The organism is Catenulispora sp. MAP12-49, assembly GCF_041262705.1.
GTDB lineage: Bacteria > Actinomycetota > Actinomycetes > Streptomycetales > Catenulisporaceae > Catenulispora.
In genome coordinates this window covers 475,877-497,630 of record NZ_JBGCCP010000004.1, presented here as the reverse complement: position 1 = coordinate 497,630, position 21,754 = coordinate 475,877, and the positions used below count along the sequence as shown (strand labels likewise).

17 protein-coding genes and 5 pseudogenes are annotated in these 21,754 nt (G+C 68.5%); 6 read left to right on the top strand and 16 right to left on the bottom strand.

Translation table 11 applies throughout. The features are described from left to right. Positions 1 to 63: 63 nt before the first annotated feature. Complete coding sequence (locus ABIA35_RS12375) at positions 64 to 3,198, top strand: discoidin domain-containing protein (RefSeq protein WP_370357937.1); 3,135 nt, start codon at positions 64 to 66, stop codon at positions 3,196 to 3,198. A gap of 221 nt (positions 3,199 to 3,419) precedes the next feature. On the opposite strand, the gene ABIA35_RS12370 is transcribed toward ABIA35_RS12375, so the two are convergent. From ABIA35_RS12370 to ABIA35_RS12355, 4 genes are all read right to left on the bottom strand, one after another. After that, on the bottom strand, positions 3,420 to 4,139 hold the full coding sequence (locus ABIA35_RS12370) for a flavodoxin family protein (RefSeq protein WP_370357936.1): 720 nt from the start codon (positions 4,137 to 4,139) through the stop codon (positions 3,420 to 3,422). A gap of 99 nt (positions 4,140 to 4,238) precedes the next feature. Beyond that, entirely contained in the window at positions 4,239 to 4,439 is a 201-nt protein-coding gene (locus ABIA35_RS12365) for a hypothetical protein (RefSeq protein ID WP_370357935.1), read from the bottom strand. Positions 4,440 to 5,210: 771 nt separating this feature from the next. Beyond that, complete coding sequence (locus tag ABIA35_RS12360) at positions 5,211 to 5,672, bottom strand: nuclear transport factor 2 family protein (protein WP_370357933.1); 462 nt, start codon at positions 5,670 to 5,672, stop codon at positions 5,211 to 5,213. 339 nt (positions 5,673 to 6,011) lie between these two features. Next, positions 6,012 to 6,458 carry a hypothetical protein gene (locus tag ABIA35_RS12355; protein ID WP_370334618.1) on the bottom strand — a complete coding sequence of 149 codons (447 nt, stop codon included), beginning with the start codon at positions 6,456 to 6,458 and terminating at the stop codon, positions 6,012 to 6,014. Positions 6,459 to 6,636: 178 nt separating this feature from the next. Here ABIA35_RS12355 and ABIA35_RS12350 point away from each other — a divergent pair, with 178 nt between their 5' ends. After that, on the top strand, positions 6,637 to 7,284 hold the full coding sequence (locus ABIA35_RS12350) for a TetR/AcrR family transcriptional regulator (RefSeq protein ID WP_370357932.1): 648 nt from the start codon (positions 6,637 to 6,639) through the stop codon (positions 7,282 to 7,284). 159 nt (positions 7,285 to 7,443) lie between these two features. Here the strand turns inward: ABIA35_RS12350 and ABIA35_RS12345 are convergent, their stop codons facing one another. Next, on the bottom strand, positions 7,444 to 8,037 hold the full coding sequence (locus ABIA35_RS12345; protein WP_370357931.1) for a hypothetical protein: 594 nt from the start codon (positions 8,035 to 8,037) through the stop codon (positions 7,444 to 7,446). 148 nt (positions 8,038 to 8,185) lie between these two features. Here ABIA35_RS12345 and ABIA35_RS12340 point away from each other — a divergent pair, with 148 nt between their 5' ends. Together ABIA35_RS12340 and ABIA35_RS12335 are read left to right on the top strand one after the other, a co-directional pair. Further along, the gene (locus ABIA35_RS12340; RefSeq protein WP_370357930.1) at positions 8,186 to 8,752 is read left to right on the top strand and encodes a transposase; all 567 of its coding nucleotides are present in this window, start codon (positions 8,186 to 8,188) and stop codon (positions 8,750 to 8,752) included. 121 nt (positions 8,753 to 8,873) lie between these two features. Beyond that, positions 8,874 to 9,398 carry a hypothetical protein gene (locus ABIA35_RS12335; RefSeq protein WP_370357929.1) on the top strand — a complete coding sequence of 175 codons (525 nt, stop codon included), beginning with the start codon at positions 8,874 to 8,876 and terminating at the stop codon, positions 9,396 to 9,398. 822 nt (positions 9,399 to 10,220) lie between these two features. Here the strand turns inward: ABIA35_RS12335 and ABIA35_RS12330 are convergent. Both ABIA35_RS12330 and ABIA35_RS12325 read right to left on the bottom strand, forming a co-directional pair. After that, positions 10,221 to 10,583 (bottom strand): annotated as a pseudogene (locus tag ABIA35_RS12330) (transposase); the annotation flags it as partial. 100 nt (positions 10,584 to 10,683) lie between these two features. Beyond that, on the bottom strand, positions 10,684 to 11,115 hold the full coding sequence (locus ABIA35_RS12325) for a winged helix-turn-helix transcriptional regulator (protein WP_370357928.1): 432 nt from the start codon (positions 11,113 to 11,115) through the stop codon (positions 10,684 to 10,686). A 104-nt stretch (positions 11,116 to 11,219) separates the two neighbouring features. On the opposite strand from ABIA35_RS12325, the gene ABIA35_RS12320 reads away from it, so the two are divergent. Together ABIA35_RS12320 and ABIA35_RS12315 are read left to right on the top strand one after the other, a co-directional pair. Continuing rightward, complete coding sequence (locus ABIA35_RS12320; protein WP_370357927.1) at positions 11,220 to 12,080, top strand: SDR family oxidoreductase; 861 nt, start codon at positions 11,220 to 11,222, stop codon at positions 12,078 to 12,080. Then, positions 12,080 to 13,045, top strand: coding sequence for an SMP-30/gluconolactonase/LRE family protein (locus ABIA35_RS12315; RefSeq protein ID WP_370357926.1), 966 nt, complete (start codon positions 12,080 to 12,082; stop codon positions 13,043 to 13,045). Before ABIA35_RS12320 ends, ABIA35_RS12315 begins: the two co-directional genes overlap by 1 nt. Positions 13,046 to 13,123: 78 nt before the next feature. Here ABIA35_RS12315 and ABIA35_RS12310 read toward each other — a convergent pair whose 3' ends face one another. The 9 genes and pseudogenes from ABIA35_RS12310 to ABIA35_RS12270 all read right to left on the bottom strand — a co-directional run bounded on the left by ABIA35_RS12310 (position 13,124) and on the right by ABIA35_RS12270 (position 21,749). After that, positions 13,124 to 13,972 (bottom strand): amidohydrolase, encoded by an 849-nt coding sequence (locus tag ABIA35_RS12310; RefSeq protein ID WP_370357977.1) that lies wholly within the window; start codon positions 13,970 to 13,972, stop codon positions 13,124 to 13,126. After that, positions 13,969 to 14,304 (bottom strand): annotated as a pseudogene (locus ABIA35_RS12305) (lactate utilization protein C); the annotation flags it as partial. The gene ABIA35_RS12310 and the pseudogene ABIA35_RS12305, both read right to left, overlap by 4 nt. Positions 14,305 to 14,497: 193 nt before the next feature. After that, positions 14,498 to 14,869: pseudogene (locus ABIA35_RS12300) on the bottom strand (aldo/keto reductase); the annotation flags it as partial. A gap of 42 nt (positions 14,870 to 14,911) precedes the next feature. Further along, a pseudogene (locus ABIA35_RS12295) lies at positions 14,912 to 15,494 on the bottom strand (SDR family NAD(P)-dependent oxidoreductase); the annotation flags it as partial. Then, a pseudogene (locus ABIA35_RS12290) lies at positions 15,487 to 15,816 on the bottom strand (fumarylacetoacetate hydrolase family protein); the annotation flags it as partial. The pseudogenes ABIA35_RS12290 and ABIA35_RS12295, both read right to left, overlap by 8 nt. 86 nt (positions 15,817 to 15,902) lie before the next feature. Beyond that, a complete protein-coding gene (locus ABIA35_RS12285) occupies positions 15,903 to 16,013 on the bottom strand; it encodes an L-rhamnose mutarotase (RefSeq protein WP_370334601.1) in 111 nt (36 codons plus the stop codon). A gap of 7 nt (positions 16,014 to 16,020) precedes the next feature. Continuing rightward, a complete protein-coding gene (locus ABIA35_RS12280) occupies positions 16,021 to 19,116 on the bottom strand; it encodes a discoidin domain-containing protein (RefSeq protein ID WP_370357925.1) in 3,096 nt (1,031 codons plus the stop codon). Positions 19,117 to 19,173: 57 nt separating this feature from the next. Next, positions 19,174 to 20,694: a sugar ABC transporter ATP-binding protein gene (locus ABIA35_RS12275; RefSeq protein WP_370357924.1), complete on the bottom strand. Its 1,521-nt coding sequence runs from the start codon at positions 20,692 to 20,694 to the stop codon at positions 19,174 to 19,176. After that, positions 20,691 to 21,749, bottom strand: coding sequence for an ABC transporter permease (locus ABIA35_RS12270; protein ID WP_370357923.1), 1,059 nt, complete (start codon positions 21,747 to 21,749; stop codon positions 20,691 to 20,693). Before ABIA35_RS12270 ends, ABIA35_RS12275 begins: the two co-directional genes overlap by 4 nt. Positions 21,750 to 21,754: the final 5 nt, after the last annotated feature.

Here is a 21,754-nt window from a genome sequence, read left to right as displayed (position 1 = left end):
CGCTCACCGCGCAATCCAGTTTTCGCCGCCGGAGATACCGGCCGCGAGAGTAAGGAGAGCACTATGAGAACCACACGATGGCGGTGGCCGAGGCACATAGCCGTGGCCTCGGCAATCGTCCTGGCCTGTGGAACAGTGGCGGCCACAACGGCACGCGCCGCCACTTCCTGTTCGTTCACCCTGCACGCCGGATCACTGGACATCGCGCTGAACTCGACCGGCACGGTGACCCATCTGACCGACACGGCCAACCGCAGGGACTACGCCAGTTCCGCCAACCCCGAGCCGCTGATCCAGCTCATGGTCGACGGATCGAAACAGGCTCCCACCAAGCTGACTTTCGACGCCGCATCGTCGACCTACACCTTCACCTTCGGCGGCAAAGGGGTGAAAGTCGGCGTCCACGCGGTCTCGAAAGCCGGCTATGCCACCCTGGAGGCGACCAGCGTCTCCGCGCCGTCCGGCGTGGATGTGCAGACCCTGCTGTGGGGGCCTATAACCACCACCATCACGCAGACGGTCGGTGAGACCGTCGGCGTCGTCCACGACGACACCTTCGCCATCGGCATCCACGAGCTCAATGACAAGACCGTCGGCGGCTGGCCGGACGAGCTCGACAGCCAGACCTTCACCGACGTCAGCCCCGAGATCTCGAACTGGCCGTTCGGGTGGTTCGCCGCCCACCAGACGCCGTGGGGCAGTTTCCTGCAGGCCTACACCTACGACTACAGCAAGACCCGTAACCGTTATGTCGGCTGGGGAGACACTCACGAGCCCAACGTCGCGGTGCCGCCGCTGACCGGTCCGGACGGCCGCATCCAGGGCTCGAAGATAGCCTTGTTCGGCACCACCCCGGACAATGTCCTGCCGACCCTGTCGGGCATCGAGACCGGTGAGAACCTGCCGCATCCGATGATCGACGGACAGTGGGGCAAGGAGTCCCAGGGCGCTTCGCAGTCCTGGCTCGTCCTGTCCGATCTCAACACCGGCAACGCCGCACAGGCCAGCTGGTACGCGCGCGAAGCCGGGATGAAGTACATCTACTCCCTGCCCGGTGTGGACGGCCCCTGGCAGTCGGCCGGGCACTACCAGTTCGACGGGTCCTTCGGCGGATCCGACACCGGCGCGGCCGGCCTGGCCGCCACAGCTGCTCGTTACGGGATCAACGTGGGTGTGCACACCCTGTCGAACCTGGTCGACACCAGCGATTCCTACGTGCGGCCGAACGCCGACAGCGGGCTGGCCACCACCGGCTCGGCAGCCCTCACCCGGCCCGCCGGCGCCACCGACACCACCCTCTACGTCGACGACAACGCCATGTTCGCCGGCGACGCGGGCAGCATCCTGCGGATCGGCGGCGAACTGGTCACCTACAGCTCGGTGTCGCAGGTGTCCGGCACCGAATGGAAGGTGACAGTCAACAGCCGCGGAGCCTACGGCACCACCGCCGCGGCCCACTCCGCGGGAAGCCAGGCCTCACGGATCCAGCAGTACGCCTACGGCATGTTCACCGGCGGCATCAGCGAGATCCCGCAGATCGCCTCACGCCTGTCCCAGGTACTCGACATCCCCGGCATCAAGGCCCTGTCGTTCGACGGCCTGGAGGACGGCTCACTGGCCGGGTACGGCCTGCTGGGCACCGCAAACCTGATCAACGGCGTCTACAAGGGTGAGAGCTCGGTCCCGGACACCGTGACCGAGGCCAGCAACCTGCTGCCCAACACCTGGGACGCCCAGGGACGCGTCAGCTGGGGCGAGCACAGCCTGAACACCGACCCCGACAACCTCCCCATCTCCTTGCAGCCGTACTACCAGCGGAACTACATGCCGGCGATGCTCGGCTGGCTCGGCTTCGGCGCCGGGGACACGATGCAGTACCAGGAATGGCAGCTGTCGAAAATGGCCGCCTACAACGCAGGGGCGGGCCTGGAGACCAGCGTCGGGGAGCTGAACGACGCCGGCGACGCCAACCAGATCATGGGCACCTGGAACCAGTGGGAGACCGCGCGCAACGCCGGCGCTTTCACCCCGGCCCAGCAGGCCGAGATGAAGGACCTCAACTCCTACTGGCACCTGGTCAACACGGCGCCCGGCAAGTCCTGGAACCTGTACAACGTCCAGTACCCGTCGGCGCTGAGCGCGAGCAACAACGGCGCGGCGAACACGTGGTCGTACACGAACACGCACGCCGCCCAGCCGTTGCAGTTCCAGCTCCAGGCCTCCGGCGGCGCGGTCAACAAGGTCGTCGTCGCGCTCAACGGGTCCACCGTGACCTACACGGCCACCGTGCCCTCCGGCGGCTACCTGGTCGCCGACGGGACCGGGTCCGCCACCGTCTACGACAGCACCTGGCACAAGCTCGGTGCCGCCACGGTCAGCGGCTCCGCGTCCTACGTCGCCGGAACCCAGGACATCACCCTGACCGGAACCGGCAGCGGCACGTCCAAGGTGAGGTTCCTGACTCTCGGCACGCCCGAGAAGGTCACCGCGCCGGCCACCATCTCGGCACCCGCGACCGTCACCGCCGGCGCCACGGTGAAGGTCACCACCAGCTACACCAACAGGAGCGCAGGTGCGCAGACCGGCGTGGCCACGGTCTTCGACGCCCCGACCGGCTGGAAAGCGACCGCCACGACCCCGGCCACCTTCAAAACCGTGCCGCCCGGGCGAACCGTCAGCACCCTGTGGACCCTCACCCCGCCGGCCGGCGAGAGCGCGGGCAGCTCCAGCACCTTCACCGCTCAAACCACGTACAAGGGGGCACCACGCGAATACCGAGTGCTGGCCTCGGTCTCCGCGGTGTCGCCGTACCCGGACCTCGCGCTGAACGCCACGGCCACAGCATCGTCGGTGTACGACTCCCGCTACCCGGCCGGCAACGCGATCGACGGCGACGGCACCACCGAATGGGTGTCCAAGGGCGAGCTGAACCCCTGGATCCAGCTGAACTGGAGCACACCCCAGACCATCGGCAGCATCACCTTGTCCGACCGGAGCAACAGCACCGACTGGGCCCCCGGCGGAACGCTGACCTTCAGCGACGGCAGCACCGTCACCGTCAACGACATCCCGAACGACGGAGACCCGCACACGGTCAGCTTCACGCCCAAGACCGGCATCACCTCGCTGAAGTTCCAAGTCACCGGCGGCTCCGGCAGCAACGTCGGACTGCAGGAGATCGAGGCCTATAGCAAGTAGTCACCGCTGACCAGGGCGGCCGCGGCGTTGCAACCAACGCCCCGGCCGCCTGCCTCACTCTGCCACCGCTCGATGGTGCCGACACACGGCCCGCGCCAGCAAGACGGCTCACCACCGCTGACACCAGTTCCTCCGCCGCCACGCGATCCCGAGCCCTTGATCGTTTTCGAAGGACTCCGGCAGCCCGACCGCGTCGCCGGCCCGACCTCAGTGCGCAGCGTTCACCGGTAATCGGGGTTCTCGAAGTCGAACCGGCAGCCGGCATCCCACTCCGAGCGCTGGTTGCCGTGCGCCGGGATCCCGCCGGCCTCCTTCAGCAGCTTCGCCAGGTGCATCAGGTTCCAGGTCATGAACGTCGTGTTCCGGTTGGTGAAGTCGTTCTCCAGACCGCCGGACTCCGGGTCCAGGTACGACGGCCCGGGACCGGCCTCGCCGATCCAGCCGGAGTCGGCCTGCGGCGGGATCGTGTAGCCCAGGTGCTGCAGGCTGTAGAGGATGTTCATCGCGCAGTGCTTCACGCCGTCCTCGTTGCCGGTGATCAGGCAGCCGCCCACCCGGCCGTAGTAGGCGTACTGCCCGGCAGAGTTCAAAACGCTGGAGTTCGCGTACAGCCGTTCGATGACGCGCTTCATCACCGAGCTGTTGTCCCCCAGCCAGATCGGCCCTGCCAGCACCAGGATGTCGGCGGCCATCACCTGCTCATGGATGCCGGGCCAGGCATCCGAGGCCCACCCGTGTTCGGTCATGTCCGGCCACACCCCGGTGGCGATGTCGTGATCGACGGCCCGCAGCACCGACGACCGCACACCGTGCTTGTCCATGATGGCTCGACTGATGTCGATCAGCCCCTGCGTGTTGCTGGTCTGCGGCGACTTCTTGAGGGTGCAGTTGATGAACAGCGCCCGAAGCCCGTCAAACCGCCAGCCGTCCGTGTCCGTCATGGGTTCAGCCAAACACGCCGCCGGGCGACATGCCCTGCACGACCCGCATAGTTCATCACTCGGTAAGGACCCCACGGCGCACAACGCCCACCAGCCCAGCTACGCAGTCGCCTCGGAGAGATAGTCCCGCACGTGAAGCAGCGAAAGCCCGGTCAGTCCGGCAATACCGGCGCGGGTCTCTCCCAGACGGTCCACGAGGAGCACGGCTTCGCGAACAGCAGCCTCGAACGGTGCCGCTGACGCCTCGGCGGCGACATGTATCCGCTCTATCTCCCCTTGCGCCTGGTAGTAGTCGGCCAACGTGGCTTCCCGCGCCTTGGTCAGCGCCCGGATCCGTGCTGATGCTCCCGCTCGTCGTGCCACGTCCACCAGGGCAAACAGACCTCCAGTAGACGGCCACCCAGAAGCGCTTCAGCTACCAGTCCAGCCCTTCGGCCGTCCGAGTGATTTGCGCTTCCCGCCCCGCTCCATCACCACCCTGCATGAACTTTCATTGATGCCTTAAGAGGTCCCCCTCCTCCTGACGAAGACCGCACAACAACTGACCGAATTGTCTTCAGCGACACCCCAGGCCACACCTCGTCGATGGCCACCCACGGTCCGCGACGGTACTGCGCCGCATCGGCGAAGACTCTGTGGTCCGGAACTACCTCGCCACGTTCGCCCGCACTGAGGCGGGGGCACGCCGAGTCCTGATGCTGACGCTCGACCTCGCCAGGATGGACCGCCACGAAGGCCCGGCCAGCGCCGCAGCGCTGAGCGCCGCAGGCTGGTGCGCGCCGAGCCTGGGCCGCTGGGAATTGGCCGACGGCCTGGCACTACGGTCGCTGGACACGGCACACAACACGCTCGCCGAACGCGTCCGCGAGATGGCTGCCGGTCAGTGGCTCGCCGACGTACTCACCATCGAAAGTGACTTCGACACGGCAGCCGTCCGGCGATGCTCAGAACGCGTCCTCCCAAGAGCTCACCGAAACACGACCGTACATCTTGCTGTACTGACACCCGGCTGGGTGGCCTCGATCGGTTCAGCCCAGGGCCACCCACTCCCCCGCGATGGTGAGCTCTCCGCTACGCCTCAAGCACGTGAGTCCGCACTGCGTCGTCGCCGCGGGTGTGCAGCGCGACGAATGTAAGTCCGGTCGCCTTCCAGCCCTCGGCAGTGCGACGTGCCGGGATCTCATAGCGGCCCCAGACCTCCCACATCTCGCCGCCGAGCGAGGCGTCCAGGACGTTGTAGGCGTAGCCCTTGACCTTGACCAATGCCTCATCGCCAGTCACGACGACGCGATAGTGGGAGACGGTGTGGAAGCTGGCCTTCTTCGCGTGCAGCCCCACGCGCCAGCCATCGACCAGCTGCACGTTGGTGATTTCCGCGGGCTCACCGCCGGCAAGGCTGGTGAAGTCGACGTCGACCTTGTCGGCGAACAGGGCTTCGGCACCATCCCAGTCCTTGGCATCGACGGTATCGAAGATGCTGTCGACGAGCTCGATGAGCGCGGCCCGGTCAACCAACGTTGTCATGTCTGTCATAGTTTTCCCCTCGTGCACGAGCCGTGGTGCCGATCATGAGCATGGATCAGGTGGTCAACGTTCAGGTGATCACCGCTGGTTCCCGGCGGCTAACACCGACGCACGCCGGCTACCGATCATGGCAGTGCCTCAACCTCGCGGTGGCAGAGCACCACCGAGCCCGGCACCTCTCGCGCTCGCAGATCTGGCCCTTCTCGCGCTCACGAGTGAAAAGCGCCGTCATCACAGCCGCGAAACAAGCCTCGCCGCAGCATCGACAGACATCTCGCATGTGACTTCGTGTGCTGAGCCGAAGCACCGCCCCGCGGTGCTTCGGCTCAGGCTGGCGTCGCCGGCTCGTCAGAAGGTCTGGAAGGTGTTCCAGGTGGCCTGGACCCACGGGTGCTGGATGGCCTCCGTGTTGCCCGACAGCGTCCGGTCCGCGTTCAAGGAGCCGGTGTACTTGCCCCAGATTCCGCTGCTCCAGCCGATGACGAAGACGATGCTGGTGCCGTTCACCATCGAGCCGTCCTCGATGCGGCCGCTGAGGCCGTCGGGCGCCGAGGCGGCGTAGCCGTAGAGGTTGCCGGCGGAGTCCTGGGTCAGGGTGAGCGTGACCGTGTAACCGTTGCTCTGATTCAGCGTCCAGGTGCCCGCCGCGTTGAACGCGGGCGCCGCGGCGGCGGTCGCCGTGGCGGCCCCGGCCTTGACGGGTGCGGCCGTCGCCGCGGATGCGGTGCCCGCCGCCAGGCTTGAGGCGAGCGCGAGTACGGATGCTGTGAGACCGATCCGGTAGGGCAGTTTCATGGTTCAGTTCCCTCCACTGGTGGCTGGTCCGCCCGCCACCGCGGGCGGCGTGTAGAGCGGCGTAGCGTGGACGGCGGCTGGATGGCAGCCGTCGTCCGCCCCCCATCCGTAAGCTACGATGGAACGTCGCTCTATTAGTTTGAACGTGATTCCAATCAACTGTCAAGGAAGAGGACTGATGGAGAAGCGCCGCTACTCCGCCGCGCTGCGCACCGAGCAGATGGCCCTGACCCGAGGCCGTGTCCTGGAGGTCGCCGGACGGATGTTCGTCGAGCAGGGCTACCTCGGCACGACCCTGAACGGGATCGCCAAGACCGCCGGAGTCAGCGTGCAGACCATCTACAACACCGTCGGCGGTAAGAGCGCACTGCTCAAAGTGGTCTACGACGTCACCCTGGCGGGCGATGACGAGCCGGTGCCCATGGCCCAGCGCCCCGTCTTCCAGGCCATGATCCAGGCGAAGACCGGCCGGGAGTTCCTGAACCACTACGCCGCGATCGCCCGCCACCTCAATGAGCGCGTACAACCCCTGGTCAGCATGGTCCTCGCGCAGGCCGCCACCGGAGACCCCGATCTGCGCGCCTTCGCCGAGACCATCGAGGGCGAACGCGCCACCGGGACCGCCAACGCCGCCGGCCACCTCGCACAGCACTTCGGACTACGCGACGGCCTGGACACCGAGGACGCGGCCGACATCCTGTGGACGCTCACCGCGCCCGACCTCGCCCGCCGCCTGGTCGCCGAACGCTCCTGGACCTGGGACAGGTACCAAGCCTGGCTCGCCACGACCATGACTGACGCCGTACTCGCACCACAGGCCCTGTAATCAAGCGCAGCCGCACCCGGCGAACCGCCCACAGGACTGAGGCTGTCCCGTGCAGTCGACCCCTGCATAGCCCGGTGGCCTGACCCGCGCGATGAAAGATCGAGCTGCACGGCCATGCGTTGGGTTGGTCAATTTGACCGTGCACATTCGGCGGCGAGCTCAGGCCGGACCGTTGGCCTCTGACGCGGCTTCGAGACCCATACGCGACGCCGCCTCCGCGTCAAAGACGACGAGAACGTCATCGGTGCCCAGGTAGAACGGGCTCTCCGGCGTTCGGGTCTCAGACCGTCCGACACCGATCCAAACCTGACCCTCCGCAGTTCCCAGGTGGACCGCCAGAGGCAGCGGATCCCGACGGACGCCCTGACCGGCCTGCCACCAAAGAATCCGCGCAGTCTCGATCGGCTCACCGATGATCCCTGCCCACGCGGCGTGTGAGGCGACCGCGACGCGCGCTGTGCCGCCCTGCTCGCCGACACCTCGGATGTGCTCGCTCATGGGATCGGAGTACACCTCCAGCCCGTAGCAGTCGAACACGTTGCCCCAGATCGCCGAGAAGACACCGCCGCCACCTGTGACCAGTTCGATCCCCATGGTCGGCTCGTGCCAGCTGCCGAAGTCCCAGTCGTCGGGCTCCATGCCGTCCGCACCGACCATGAGCACGTAGTAGTCAACTGCCTCGATCGTCCGGCCGGGCAGGCCGGCGACGAGCCGCTCATAGTCGTCGATCGTCAGCTTCGGGTATGCGGACACGACGTCATCGTTCCAGTGCAGTACGACCTGCGCGAACAGGTTTGGACGCGGCCGCCGACGGCTTCGGTGGAGGCGACGCCGAGCTTGATCGATGCCGGCAATCAGCTCTCACTCCGCCCCTCATGACGGGCAAACGACCGACTTGGTGTTGGCCGATCACGAGCAGAAAGCTGGCGACGCCCTCGACCCCGGCCAGCGCGCACTAGTGAAGGCGTTCGCGTGCGTGTTCATGGCCTCAGTCCGGCAATCGCTGCCGCACGCGACGCTCGTGGTGGACCGGTTTGACCCCATGGTCGAGGATCTCAAGGCGCTGCCCGCCAGGATCGGCGCACCGATCCTGGCGGCGTGGAATGTCAAAGAGGACCTGATGGACCTGCTAGCGCTGCACGGCACCCACCCCGAGCGAGCATGGATATCGGCGCTGCCCGCCCGCTTCTACGAGTCTGCCACCGCGTCCGGCCTGCCGGAGATGGAGCGGCTTGCGAACACCGTCTCCGCCTGGTGGCCCCAGATACTTGCCGCGATCACCACGGGCGTGACGAACGCCGCCTCCGAAGGGATCAACCGGCTGATCAAGACCGACGCCCGCTGCGCGTGCGGCTACCGCAACCCCGCCAACCAGCTACGCGCACGCTGCGCCACCGCCCGCCGAGCCCGAGGACACCTCACAACCCGCACCAGCGGACCGCACAGCCAACCGCGAAAGAACTTGTGAAGATACGACTGCGCCGACATATTCCAGGCGCTTGCCCTGCGAGTATCTGGACATGGCCGAGCCGAGCACAGGATTTGAAGGGCCGGCCCCAACTCGTCGGGGCCGCCGAAGCTGTCTCTGGGTGCTGATAGTCATCATGGTGCTGAGCGCAGCCGGCTACACCACCAGGCAGGCAGTAGCCCCATGCTGGCCGGACGATCCCGTGCGAACCGACCCGCACGCCTATCACCGCAACGAGTGTTCGTCAGGCTGGACCAATTCGTCAACCAACACGCTGACCGGGGCATTGCAGTACTACGGCCTTGCACTGCCCCCAGCGGCCAGCGACGTGCGCTACTACAGCGACGACGACTCATTCAACGGACCAGACACCCTCCTCCTGCATTTCTCCGTCGGGGCACCAGACATGGCAGCCTTCCTGAAGACGCTCGCAGCTTCACCAGCGGCGAAGACCCCGGCTGAGGTGACGTCGGGAACTTTCCGATCCCAGTCGTTCGTGGAGGGACTCGGTCCGGATTGGGACAAGACCGCCACGGCAGGATCTGCGGTCTACCAGTGGGATGGAGCGTCATCCGGCAACGTCATCATCGAGAGACGATCGACCGACACGGTCGTCATCCTGGTCATCGCAGTGGCCATGCGATAGACAGCCTTCGCGGGGCTGCGCGACCAGCGCACAGACAATCGGCCACTTGATACCACGGCCAACAACGATGAGCTCCTATACTCCGGTCCACGGGGCGTTCCAACCACTGCCTGGCTGTGCTGGACCGCTTGGCCCGGCCCGCAGCACCGGGCCTCGACCTGCCATCAAGCTCTCACGCCGGCATGGCCTTCCCAGGCTCCATCGACAAGCCACGCAAGGCGGCGCGGGCCATCGCGACGCCACGGGCCAGCACGTGATCATCAGCTTTCGCTCGGGCACCCGCAAGCCGAACTTCCCGACAGGATCGGCACAGACCCGAGGCGGGAACCGGAACGCCGCACCCCTCACACTCGAACCGCACCGGCGTCGCACACCGCTCTGCGGGCGATTGTTTCGGAACGTGACTCTCTGACAATCCTAAGGAGGTAATCCGGTGCTCGAGCGAACTGCCCGGTATCAAGCAAATGGAGAAGCGACATGCGAATGCGTCCAGCGGTATTGGTCGCGGCCGGTGTTCTGTCGGTCGGCTTGGCGAGCGGTACGGCGTCCGCGACCGAATCCGCGGCGTCTGCGAATGCGCCCGCCGTGTCAGTAGCCGCACCCACCACATTCACGGCCACGGCCTGGGGTTTGGGCGCAACCGCGACGAGCGCCGACCAGGCCGCCTTTCGCGCGCTCAACGCGAGGTACACCGGGTGTACGAACGTAGTCCTCATCGCGAGCTACCCGCTGGGCGCCGCCTGGACAGCCGAGGCGCAGGGCACCTGTACCGGAACCGTCTGATCTTTCGCGGGTAGGAGGGTAAAAAGTGGCGCCTCTGACCTATGTGTGGGTGGTTCGGCCGGGTAGTTGGGGTCGGTAGCCGCCGTGGGCGAGGAGTGCGAGTGCGATGAGGGCTTCGGGGTTGGTGAAGCCGTAGGCGGTGCGGGCGATCTGCCGGATTTTGGTGTTCATGGATTCGATCAGGGCGTTGGACAGGTTGTGGTCGAGGGCGTTGTCGATCTCGGTGCGGTTGCGTTTGATGGTGCGGGCCAACTCGACGAACGCGGGGATGCGGCAGCGGGTGGCCCAGATGAGCCAGCGGTCCAGCGCGGCGCGTCCGGCGGCGCCTTTGACCTTGAAGACGTGGCGTAGTCCCTCTTTGAGCAGGTAGGCACGCCACAGCCTGGGGTCGGTCTTGGCGATCTTCCGCACCGGCCCGGCCCCCGACAGCACCGGGGCGTCCGAAGAGCAGGACGGCGACGCCGGTCGCGCCGGGTAACCGGACAACCGCGTGCCGGCTCAATCAGCCACCCGCCGTACGATCCCGGGCGTCGTAGCTCTCCTGGGCGGCGAGAACGTCCGCCGTGTGCTCAGTCGACCATTCTGTGAGGCCCTTCAGCGGCCCGCGAAGCGTCTGGCCCAGTGCCGTCAGCTCGTACTCCACGCGCACCGGGACCGCGGGGTGGACCGTGCGGAGCACCAGGCCGTCGCGTTCGAGGGCGCGGAGGGTCTGGGTGAGCATCTTCTCGCTGACGCCTTCGAGGCGCTTGCGGAGCTGAGTGAAGCGGGCGGTGCCGTTTTGCGCCAGTTCGCCGAGGACGAGGATGGACCATTTGTCGCCGATGCGGTCCAAGAGATTGCGAGAGGGGCAACCACGTTCGTAGGGGTCCCAGGTCGATGTTGCCTGCGTCACTGCGGTGGCGGGTACCATCGGGCTCACCTCGTTTCTTTCCATCGGGTGGCTACCTTACCGAAAAGTGGCTACTTCCCGTCGGTTAGTCACCAGGTCAGCATGGGCGTGTGCCGCGGAGGGGCCGCGGCGGAAACGAGGATTCGTCCATGTCCATCGTCGTTACCGGGGCCACAGGGCAGTTGGGCCGGCTTGCTGTGGAGGCGTTGCTGCGACGCGGGATTCCGGCCTCGCGGATCGTCGCCACCGGGCGGGATGTCGCCGGGATCAAAGACCTGGCCGATCGCGGGGTGGTGGTCCGGCGGGCCGACTTCGGCGACCCGGACAGCCTCGCGGCGGCTTTCGAGGGGGCTGAGAAGCTGCTGCTGATCTCGGCCTCGGTGCCGGTGGCGGACCGCTTCGCCAACCATCGGCGGGCCATCGACGCCGCGCAGTCCGTGGGCGTTTCGCTGGTGGCGTACACGAGCATGACCCGTGCCGACACCACCGCCACGATCATCGGCGAGACGCATCGCGCGACCGAGGAGTACCTGCGCGAGCACGCGGTCCCCAGTGTGATGCTGCGCAACGGCTGGTATCTGGAGAACTACACCTCCCAACTGCCCGTGGTACTCGAGCACGGCGCGTTCATCGGGGCCGCGGGCCAGGGGCGGATCAGCGCGGCGTCCCGTGCCGACTACGCCGAGGCCGCCGCACACGTGCTGACCACAGAAGGGCACGTCGGCAAGGTGTACGAACTCGCCGGCGACGAAGCGTTCACCCTGGACGAACTCGCCGCAACGGTCGCCGACCGCACCGGCCGGCCGATCACGTACACCGATCTACCAGCCGAGCAGTTCGCGGCAGCACTGGCCGGCGCGGGCGTGCCCACCGAGGTGGCGCATGCCCTCGCCGACGCCGATCTCGGGCTGGGCCGCGGCGAACTGTACAGCGACTCCGGCGACCTGAGCCGGCTCATCGGCCGCCCCACGACCACCCTGGCCACCGCGATCGACAAGGCGGTGCGGTAATGCTGCGACAGACACTGGTGACCCTGGCCACGACGGCTGTCGCCCTGACCGCGGTCCCGGCCACGGCCCTGGCCACGAGCGCGACCGCCCAACACCACAAACAGGGTCCTTACACGATCACCATCGACGGCCACAACGCCTTCCCCGAAAGCATCGCGGCCGACAGCCACGACATGTACACCGGCAGCATCGACGACGGCACGGTCTACCGCGGACGCCTGGGAGCCAAGACTCTCGAACCCTTCCTCCCCGCCGGCTCGGACGGCCGCACCCAGGTCACCGGCATCAAAATCGCCGGCGACCGGCTCCTGGTCGCCGGCGCCTTCACCGGCCGCTTCTTCATCTACACCAAGACCGGCAAGCTCGTCGCCTCCTACACCGTTCCCGACACCGGCGAGAAGACCCTCGTCAACGACGAGGCCGTGGCCCCGAACGGAGACGTCTACATCACCGATTCCTTGCGCGCGGTGGTCTACCGCGTCCCGGCCGCCGAGGTCCACGCCCAGACCACCGGAAACCACCGCACACTGCAGGTCGCCTACCACCTGCCGGACTACGTGACCGGCACCTCCAACGGCAACGGCATCGTCGCCACCCCGGACGGCAAGTCACTGATCATCGGCTACTGGTCCAGCGGCGCCCTCTACCGGCTGACCCTGGCCACCGGCGAGGACCGCAAGATCGACGCACCGCCGCTGACCAGTGACGACGGGATCGCAATGCGCGGCGACACCCTCTACATCGCCCGTTCCGTCGACAACGAAGTCGCCACCGTACGGCTGTCCCACCACGACACCCAAGGCACGCTCGTCTCCGAGCATACCTACCCGGGCGCCGACACCACCACCGGCGTCGCCGTCAGCGGGGACCGGCTGCTGGTGACCAACTCCCAGATGGACACCTACCTCTACGGCGCCCCGCTGACCAGCCCGGTGTTCACCATAGAGAACCTGCCGCTGCGGTGACAGCACGCGAAGCGCACCGACTACGCCGGGCGTGCGGGGCCGATCCCGCCGACAGGTCCGGGACCACGACGGCCACCGTCAGAGTCCGTAGACGTCGGCGGCGGTTCCGGCGAACACGCTTCGGCGTTCGGCCTCCGTCAAGGCGGCGGTGAGCTCGCCAGCCGTGGCGACGACCTCGTCGTAGCTCGCGGCCAGGGTGCACACGGGCCAGTCGGAGCCGAACATCACACGGTCGGGCCCGAAAGCGTCGAGAACCGTATCCGCGTAAGGGCGCAGGCCGGCGGGTGTCCAGTGATGCCAGTCGGCTTCGGTGACCATGCCCGAAAGCTTGCAGACGGTGTTGGGCAGCGCGGCGAGGTCGCGCACGGCGCAGGCCCACGGCTCCAGCTGCCCGGAGGCGATGGGTGGTTTGCCGAGGTGGTCCAGGACGAATCTCAGGTCGGGTACCGCGGCGGCGGCCCGGGTCGCGGCGGGAAGCTGGCCTGCGGTGACGACCAGGTCGTAGACCAGGCCCGCGGCGGCGACGGCGGCCAGGCCACGCAGCACGTCGGGGCGGGTGAGCCAGTCCGGGTCCGGTTCGCCCTGAACCTGGTGGCGGATGCCGACCAGCCGGTCCCCGCCTCGCCCGGCGCGCAGCCGGGCGAGGCGGTCGGCCGCGTCGGGCGCGGTCAGGTCGGTCCAGCCGACGACGCCGAGAATCAGTGGGCTGTCTTCGGCTGTCGCCAGCAGTTCCGGAGTCTCGTCGGGGTCGGTGACCGTCTGCACCACGACGCTGCTCACGACCCCGGCGGGCCCGGCCGCGTCCGCGAAGTCGGCGGCGAGGAAGCTCCGCCGCAGTGGCGCCAGGTCGGGGCCGGTGAGCCACGGCTGGTCGCGGACGTCCAGGTCCCACAGGTGGTGGTGGGCGTCGATGAGGTTCGCCGTCACGGCTCCTCCTTCTCGTTCGGGCCGGGGGTCGTGAGGATCAGGTGGAGGTGCCGGGGGCCGTGCACGCCTTCGATCCGGTCGTTCTCGATGTCGCTGGTCGCCGACGGGCCGGAGATCCAGGTGAGCGGCCGTGTCGGGTCGAGCCGGGCCAGTGCCTCCGGGACGTCGCCGACGACCTGACCGGCGGGCAGAACGCACACATGCCGATCTGGCAGCAGGGTCGCGGCCCGCCGGCCCTGACCCGGACCGGCGTCGAGCACGAGGGTGCCGGTGACGGCGATGCCCAGCGCCGCCGTGGTGAGGACGGCGTCGGCCGCGTCGAGGCTTGCCGGTCCCGGGGAACAAGGAATCGTTGAAACAGGTCATGAACAACGCGATGCGCACGTCACCGCCCTCCTGCTGGGGGGGGTTGGAGTCGGGTGTCGGGACGTCGTCGGGGAGCAGCCCGAAATCGCGGAGCCCCGTCCACACCGCCGGCGGTATCGGTCGAGTCGCCATGACCACCGCGTCGCGGACTTCTTCGGGGCTGCGCGCGCCGATCAGGACGCTGGCGACGGCGGGATGTCCGAATGGGAATTGCAGGGCTGCGGAGCGCAGCGGCACGCCGTGTCGTTCGCAGACGGTTTTCATGCGGATCGCCGCGGTGAGTCGATCTTCGGGGGCCGGTCCGTAGTCGAAGGTCGCGCCGCGGACGGGGCGGGCGAGCAGGCCGGAGTTGAACACGCCTCCGATCACCACGGACGCGCCGTCGGCATGGGCTGTCGGCAGCAGTTCGGCCAGGCCGGTCTGGTCGAGCAGGGTGTAGCGGCCGGCCAGCAGCATCACGTCCACATCGGTGTCGCGCACGATGCGGGTGAGCATCGCGGTCTGGTTCATGCCGGCGCCGATTGCTCCCACGATTCCCTGGTCGCGCAGTCGTTCCAGGGCCGGGTAGGCCGGACATCGGACTGGCCAGATAGCAGATGGCGGCCGCCACCTCCTCGGCCGTGACCAGCCGACCCATCGGCTGGCGGGCGTTCAGCGCAGCGCGCTCCGCCTCGGGGTCCTCGGCGGCTTCCACCAGGCGTGCGACCCAGGGGGTGTCGGCGGTGCCGGGATTCACGCAGTTCACGCGGATGCCCTCGCCGATGTGGTCGGCGGCCATGGCCAGGGTCAGGGACTGCACGGCGCCTTTGGTGGCCGAGTACAGCGCACGCTGCGGCAGACCGGCGGTGGCCGCGATCGAGCAGGTGTTGACGACCGCGGCATTCGACGACGCGCGCAGATACGGCAGAGCCGCGCGGGTCACCCGCACCAGGCCGACGACGTTCACGTCGAACACGCGGTGCCACTGCTCATCCGGATTGTCCTCGACGGTCCCGGACGCGCCGATGCCGGCGTTGTTGACCAAGACGTCGATCCCGCCGAGCACTTGCGCGGCGGCCTCGACCGCGGCGCGGACCGAGGCGTCGTCGGACACGTCGGCGGTGAACCCGTACAGCCCGGCGGCGACGGCCGGGGACGGGTCCAGGTCGAGGACCGACGACCGTGTACGGGGCCTTCATGAACACCACGGGTCGGTCGGGGACGGCCGCGCCGGTCTCCTCGGCGTGGTCCCGGTAGTTCAGCCCGATGCACACCACCTTGCCGGGGCGGGTGATCGGCGGGCCGAGCCGCTGCCCGGCGATCTCGAGTTCGGGGAGAAGGCCGGCAGCCAGGGCGTGCCGTGCGGCGGCGGCGACGCAGCCCTCGGCGAACCGGCCGTCGATGTCCGGTGTCACCGGGCTCAGATCGAAGGCGCGGCCGGTGTCGTCGAGGAGCGCCGGGGACTCCTGTCCCGCCGCGCCGAGACGTAGCAGCTTCATTGTGTCCTTCCGTCCTTGCTGTGCTGAGGGAACGCTGTCGGCGTCGCTGGGACACGACGCCGACAGCGTGGGATGCGTGCTCCGTCTCACTCCATGAGGAACACCTCGATGACTCCCGGCCAAGGATCGGCGTGCAGAGCCCTGTATTCCGCGAGCCCCTCGGGGCGGACCCCGATGGTCATTCCGAACCGTTGCACGGCTGCCTCACCTCACGACCACTTCGGCCAGCGCCAGATAGTTCGTGCCTGACAGCTGGACCATCACATATTCACCGGAGGCGGACGTCGGGATGGTGGTCGGCAAGCCGGCCTGGGTGGTCTGGTGGCTGGACCACACGCCGGGCTGAGTCGCCTGCTGGGTCGGGGTCAGGGACGTGTTGAAGGGGGTGGAGGAGACGAACACCCAGTAGTCCGACAGGCGGCTGGAGCAGCAGTCCGTACGGTTGTAGGCGCTGACCGACGACAGCTGCCGGACCGACCCGAGGTCCACCTGCCACCAGGCGTTGGCGTCGTCGCCGGTGTGGGACACCGAGCCGTCGTTGTAGTCGCCGTCGGTGTCGCCGTCGACCGCGAGCCAGGCCGGGGTGGTGTCGGCATAGTTCGACGACTGGCTCGTGGTCTTGCCCAGCGCCAGGTCGACGCCGGTGACGGCATAGGGGGTCGGGCTGGTGCCGGAGGCGGTGGTCACGGCTGTCGTCGCGGTTCCGGTGGCGGCCCCGGCCGGCACCGCGGCTGTCAGGTAGTTCGACGACACGTAGGTCACGCTCGGGCTGGCCTGTCCGGCGAACGCCACGGTCGCGCTCGGGGTGAAACCGGACCCTGAGATCAGGACCCTGTTGTCGGCCACCGGGCTGACCAGGTCGACGGCTGGGATCTCGCCGGTGGTCAGGCCGGTGTAAGCGGCTTCCAGGCCGGCGCCGGTCAGGAGCCAGGACGGGATGACGCCGGGCGCCGGGTTCGAGGCGATCGCGACGTTGGTGCCGGCGTCGACGAACTGGCTCGGCGCACCCACGTTGTCACAGCCGTAACTGTTGAGCGGGGAAGAGTGGTAGCTGTTGCTGACGATGATGGGCCCGGTGGTGGAGCAGCCGCCGTTGAAGCTCCCGCCGCCGCCATACTGGACGTCGCTGTCGATGGTGACGTAGCGGCTGCCTTCGTCCTGGTAATAGACGTTGTCGGTGTTGTTCATCTTGAAGGCGACGTTTCCGCTGAGGGTGAGACCGTGGGCGTAGCTGGTGCCCTGCGAGCCGTTGGTGTAGATGGCACCGCCGTCGGAGCGCACACCCATGACGTTGAAGATGGCGTTGTCCGAGATGACGTTGTCGGCGTCGATGTTGGCGTTGGCGTCCGGCGTGCTGGCGTTGGTGTGCCAGCCGCCCCAGCCGAAGCTGATGCCGCTGTAGGGCTCATCGCTCACCTGGTTGTGCGTGATGGTGGTGTGCTGCGAGTAGCCGCCGAAGATGCCGACCGCGCCCGGGAACTCCGCGCCGGTGTGGTGAACGTAGTTGTCGCTGATCGTGTTGTGCGACGCGACCTCGGCGCCGGCCTGGACCTCGGCCAGGCTCAGGTAGCCGGTGCCGGACAGCTGCACCATGACGTATCGGCCGGTGGTGGCAGCTGGGATCGTCGTCGGCGTTCCGGCCTGGGTGCTCTGGTGGCTGGACCATACGCCGGGCCGGGCGGCCTGCTGGGTCGGGGTCAGCGAGGTGTCGAAGGGCGTGGCCGAGACGAACACCCAGTAGTCGGACAGTCGGCTGGCGCAGCAGGTGTCGGTGCGGTTCCAGATGTTCAGCGACGTCAGCGGTCGCGCGGCACCGAGATCGACCTGCCACCACGCATTCGGGTTGTTGTTCGTGTGCGTCACGGAACCGTCGGTGAAGGCGCCGTCGGTGTCGCCGTCGACCGCGAGCGAGGCACCCCCACCGGTGGTGGAGTAGTTCGAGGACTGTGTCGCCGTCTTGCCCAGCGCGAGGTCGTCCAGCGGCTGCGGATCGTCGATGGTGCCGAGTTCGATGCCGTTGCCGGAGACGTCGGTGACCTCGTTGCCCTGGACCAGGTCCGAGTTCGCCCCGTGGTACAGGGCCAGGCCGGCGCCGCCGAGGTGGTCGAACTTGTCGCCGAGGAAGGACACGTTCCGCGTGCCGACCAGGTCCACCGCCGCGGGCTCGCGGCTCCACGCCGCGAACGGGCAGGTGCCGCCCGTGTCATAGGCGCACAACCCCTGTGTGGTGGCCCCGCCTGTGCCGGTGACCGTCTCGTTGGCCTGCATCTCGGCGAAGCCGTCGGGGCTGCTGGGCTGGAGCCAGGTCGCGTAGGCGAACTCGATGCCGGAGAAGGTCAGGTCATGCACCGGCGCGGTGGGCGTGCCGGTGCTCGTCACGAGCTGCTGGAGCGCCGGGGCCACGAAGTTCATGGCCGGCACGTGGTCCGTGGACTGCGCGTCGTAGAAGATGGTCTTCGCGGCCGTGTCGTAGTACCAGGATCCGGGTGTCAGCAGCTCGTAGGCGTTCTCGATGCGGCTGGGCGTCGCCGAGGCGCTCAGGCCGGGGAATCCGCCGGAGGGGTTGTCGCCGTCGGGGGCCGTGGGCGTGGACGGCAGGTGCAGGTTGTCCCAGCAGGGCTGCACCATCGTGACCGCGGTGCCGGAGATCGACGAGACGTCGCACCGCGGCTCGGTCCACGCGCCGTTTCCGCCGGCGAACACGAACTCGATGTTGCCCGGGTTCCGCCAGGTCGACATCGAGTTCGTGTTCGCGGTGAACCCGCCGCTGGTGTTCTGGGTCAGGCTCACACCGGCCAGAGCACCGGAGCCGAAGGTGCCGGTGGAGCGAGGGATGCGTGCCCCGTCGGCGTACAGCTGGCGGGTCTGCAGGCCGGCCGGAGCCGGAGCCGACCATATGCCCGACCCCGGAGCGGTCTGGGTCCACCCGGTGATCGCGGTCCCGCCGCTGATGACCGGATGGGCGCCGGCGGCGGCCTGCCAGACCACCTTGTGCCCGCCGTTCCCCGAGTCCTGCGGCGACAGCGACAGCGGCGCGGTCAGGGTGTAGGTGCCGTCGGCGAGGATGACGTCTATATCAGAGCTCTTCCTCGCCTTCAGGCTGCGCACAGTGGTCTGCGCCTGGGTGATCGAGCACGGGCTGGCGGTCTGGCACGCGGTCCCGCTGCCGCCGGGAGAGGCGTAGACCGAGACCGCCCGCGTGGCGGACGTGGTGGCGACGTCGAGCGCCCCGTCGACGAACGATGCGGCGACCGCGATGACGACAAGCGATCTCGCTGTCTTGCTGGCGAACACAGACACAGACTCTCCAACTCGTTGTCGTGGTGATGACGGTGGTGCGGCTTCCCTTCCGGTCTGTCAGCCGGCTCGGTGCACCAGGCCGATCACGGCCTGGCTGGTGCTCGGGTAGTCGTGATCATTGGGAACGGTCCCGACGACCCGCGCCTCGTGCATGACGGCTATGCGGTCGGCGAGGGTGACCATTTCCGGCAGGTCGCTGGTGATCAGCAGGATCGCCATGCCGTCGGCGGCGAGCTGCCAGATGACCTGGTGGAACGCGGCCTTGGTGCGGACGTCCACGCCGACGGTCGGCTCGTCGACGATGAGGATCTCCACGTCGGCGGCCAGCCACTTGGCCAGGCTGACCTTCTGCTGGTTGCCGCCGGAGAGCTGGCCGGCCAGCTGGCCCGGGCCCGAGACGCGGATGCCGAGCCGCTCGATGTACTCCTGGGCCAGTGAGCGTTCGGCGGCGCGGGGCACGTAGCCCAGCGCCTTGCCGATCCGACGCCACACCGTGACCGCGATGTTCATGGTCAGGGGCTGCGTGAGGAAGAGTCCTTCCTCCTTGCGGTTCTCCGGGACGTAGCCGATGCGATGGTCGGCCAGCGCCTGTCCGACGCCGGCGATGCGCACCGGCGTGCCTCCCACCCGGACCTCGCCGGCGGTGATCCGGTCCAGCCCGAGGACGGCCTTGGCCAGCTCGGTGCGGCCGGCCCCGACCAGACCGTAGAGACCGACGATCTCGCCCCGGCGGACGTCGAGGTCGACGGCGCGGTGACCGTATCCGGTGGCGACGCCGGCCAGTTCCAGGGCCGGGACCGCCGTGCGGTCGAACTCCCGCGCGGCGAACTCGGCCTGCTCGTGGCGGCGGCCGACCATGAGGTCGACGACCTCGGCGCGGGGGTGGTCGGCCAGCGGAGCGGCCTGGAGCACCGAGGCCCCGTCACGCAGCACCGTCACGGTGTCGCAGACCGCGAAGACCTCGTCGAGTTTGTGGCTGACCAGCAGGAGCGACCGGCCCTGGTCGCGCAGCCGGGCCATGACCTCCAGGAGCCGGTCGGTCTCGGCCAGGGTCAGCGCGGAGGTCGGCTCGTCGAGCAGCAGCACGCGGGAGTCGGTGGCCAGGGCCTTGGCGACCTCGACGAGCTGCATCTGGGCCACCGACAGGGTCCGGACCGGGGTGTCGACGTCCACGTCCAGCCCGATCAGGTCCAGCGCCGCGCGGGCCTGCTCCCGCATGGAATCGCGGTCGAGGAGTCCACGCCGGGCCGGGGTGCGGTTCAGCGTGACGTTCTCGGCGACGGAGAACTCCGGGACCAGGTTGCGTTCCTGGTGGACGACTCCGACCCCGGCGGTGAGGGCGTCGTGCGGAGAATGGAAGCTTCGCTGCTCCCCGGCCAGGGTGAGCGTCCCGGCGTCGGGGCGGTGCACTCCTGTCAGGATCTTGATGAGAGTCGACTTCCCGGCGCCGTTCTCGCCGAGCAGGGCGTGGATCGATCCGGGGTGCATGCGCAAGGTGGCCTGGTCCAGGGCGCGCACACCCGGGAAGCGCTTGACGAGGCGGTCGGCGAGCAGGACCGGTTCGGAGGTCGTGGTCATGAGGAACTCCCTGCGGTGGGCTGCACGGCGGCGGCCGGCCGGGTGGGCGGCGTGCGGGTGGGGGCGGCGGCGCGGTCCTGCCGGGTCTGGCGCAGCCGGCCGAGGATCACCGTGCCGAGCACGACCGCGCCGACGGTGAAGTTGACCCAGCTGGGATCCAGTGAGTACTGCGCGCGGGCGATGTCCACGAGACGGACGACGAACGCGGCGAAGACCGTGCCGGCCACCGAGACCGCGCCGCCGGCCAGCGCGGCGCCGCCGATGATGGGCGCCGCGAAGCTGGGCAGCAGCCAGTCTCCGCCGATGCTGTTGTTGACACCGGGCGAGGAGGCCGTGGTGAGCACGGCGGCGACACCGATGATCAGCCCCGACAGGGTGTGGGCGAGCACGAGGCTGCGGTTGTTCGAGATGCCGGACAGCTGCGCGGCCAGCGGATTGCCGCCGCTGGCCAGCAGCCGGCGCCCGGCAACGGCCCGGCGCAGGAAGAAGCCCAGGACCGCGGCCACCGCGAGCGCGGCCAGGAAGATCACCGGGACGTTCGCCACCGCCGCCGTGCCGAAGTCGGTCAGCGCCCGGTCCGGGACGTTCACGGTGCGCGTCCCGACCACCCGGTACTGCAACCCGGAGAGAATGGTCATGGTGGCCAGGGTGACGATGAAGCCGTTGATGCGGGTGGCCACCACCAGCGCACCGTTGAGGGCGCCGAAGACCGCGCCGGCGGCCAGCCCGACCAGCACCGCGAGCCAGGCCGGGACGCCGTGGTCGGCCATCAGGACGCCCATCGCCACCGACAGGAAACCGCCGAGCGCGCCGACCGACAGGTTCATCTGGCCGACGGCCAACACGACCAGTTGGGCCAGGCCGATCAGGATCGGCACCGTCAGATAGGTCAGCACGCCGCGCACGGCGTTGCCGTGCAGCAGACTCCCGTGCGAGGTGGCCGTCAGGACGGCGTATCCGGCGACGCCGACCGCCGCCAGGGTCGCCGCCGTCGAGCGGCCGGCTCCGGCCGCCGGACGCAGCCGGGAGGTCAGGGTGCGAAGGGTGGACGTCATCGGGG